Here is a 501-nt window from a genome sequence, read left to right on the forward strand (position 1 = left end):
ATGCATCTGATTTATGAAGTGGTCGAATTCGTTGGTCGTTGGTCAATGATCGACGTGTTTGTGATCGCCGTGTTGTCGGCGTTGGTGCGAATGGGGCAGTTGATGAGCATTTATCCCGCGACGGGCGCCGTGCTGTTCGCACTGGTGGTGATCCTCACCATGTTCGCCGCCATGACATTTGATCCCCGGCTGACCTGGGATCGCGCAAGTGAAACAATCAACAAGGAGCCGCAAGGTGACGGAAAATAATCATAGCGTCGCGGACGTCGAGAAGATCAAACGCTGGTCGCCGGTGTGGATCATTCCCATCGTGACCGCGCTGATCGGCGCCTGGATCCTGTTTTACCACTTCAGCCATCAGGGGCCGGTGGTGACGCTGGTGACCACGACGGCGGAAGGGCTGGAAGCGGGTAAAACCAAAATCAAAAGCCGCAGCGTTGACGTCGGCGTGGTGGAAACCGTCACGTTGAGCGATGACCTGAGCAAGGTGATGGTGCAGGC

At 56.7% G+C, this 501-nt stretch carries 2 protein-coding genes; both read left to right on the forward strand.

Annotation, left to right across the window (positions count from 1 at the left end; translation table 11 throughout):
• Positions 1–249, forward strand: a 249-nt coding sequence (locus ITX55_RS23890; RefSeq protein WP_060446420.1) for a paraquat-inducible protein A, incomplete at its 5' end; no start/stop codon positions are given.
• Positions 236–501, forward strand: a 266-nt coding sequence (locus ITX55_RS23895) for an MlaD family protein (protein ID WP_370632735.1), incomplete at its 3' end; no start/stop codon positions are given. The genes ITX55_RS23890 and ITX55_RS23895, both read left to right, overlap by 14 nt.

It is taken from the genome of Serratia sp. EWG9 (genome assembly GCF_019913725.1).
Classification (GTDB): Bacteria; Pseudomonadota; Gammaproteobacteria; order Enterobacterales; family Enterobacteriaceae; genus Serratia; species Serratia ureilytica.